General features: G+C 68.9%; 1 protein-coding gene. It reads left to right on the forward strand.

Features of this window, described 5'->3' with window-relative positions:
- Positions 1–45: 45 nt before the first annotated feature.
- Positions 46–1200 (forward strand): MFS transporter (locus ACFXJL_RS34820; RefSeq protein ID WP_384699508.1); only part of this gene is annotated, 1155 nt, incomplete at its 3' end.

Genomic DNA, 1200 nt, shown 5'->3' on the forward strand with positions numbered 1-1200 from the left:
TCTGTTGTGAAGGGTTCGGTTGGTCGGGGTGGTTCGGGGTGGCTGGTGTGTTTGCTGCTGGCGACGTTCGTGATCGGGACGGATGACTTCGTGATCGCGGGGGTGCTCCCGGAGATCGCGTCGGAGTTGGACGTCAGTGAGGCGGCGGCGGGTCAGTTGGTCACCGTGTTCTCCGTGACCTATGCGATCGCCGCGCCGCCGTTGGCCGTCGCGACCGCCCGCTGGCCCCGTAAACCCGTCATCATCGGTGGACTGGCCCTGTTCGCCCTGGCCAACGTCGTCACCGCACTGGCCCCCAACTACGCGACGCTCACCCTCATGCGCGTCCTGACCGCGCTCATCGCCGCGACCATCACTCCGGCCGTGTTCGCCCTCGCCGCCCGCGCCTCCGCACCCGAACGCGTCGGCCAGGCCATCGGCATCGTCGCCGCGGGACTCACCGTCTCCCTCTTCGTCGGCGTCCCCATCGGCACCCTCCTGGGCACCTCCTTCGGCTGGCGCTCCACCTTCATCGCCGTCGCCCTCTTCACCACCGCCGTCACCCTCGCCTCCCTCCGCCTACTCCCCGCCCTCCCCGGCGCCCCCGAAATCGGCGTCCGCCAACAACTGCGCATCCTCTCCCGCCCCGCCGTCCTCCTCTGCGTCGCCGGAACCATCCTCGGCGCCTCCAGCGGACTGATGACCTACACCTACATCGCCCCCCTCACCCAAGACCTCACCGGCCACAAAGGCGCCGTCCTCGCCCTCTTCATCGCCATCATCGGCATCTCCGGCGCCCTCGGCACCTACATCGGCGGACGCCTCACCGACCGCTGGGGAGCCGACCGCGCCCTCATCACCACCTTCACCGGCCTCATCACCGCCACCGCAGCCCTCGCCCTCATCGGCACCCTCACCACCAACGCACCCATCTGGCTCATCGCCATCGTCCTCGCCTTCTGGGGCTTCGCAGGCTGGGGCTTCAACCCCCCCATGAACACCCGCGCACTCAAACTCGCCCAAGACGCCGAAGCCGAAGCCGTCGCCCTCAACACCAGCGGCCTCTACATCGGCATCGCCATCGCCGGCGCACTCGGCGGCTGGGCCCTCACCCACCACAACACCACCGGCATCACCCTCACCGCCACCACCCTCGGCCTCATCGCCGCCCTCGTCATCACCATCTCCATCCACCACCACCCCACCACCTCACCCACAGAA

It is taken from the genome of Streptomyces sp. NPDC059256 (genome assembly GCF_042753785.1).
Classification (GTDB): domain Bacteria; phylum Actinomycetota; class Actinomycetes; order Streptomycetales; family Streptomycetaceae; genus Streptomyces.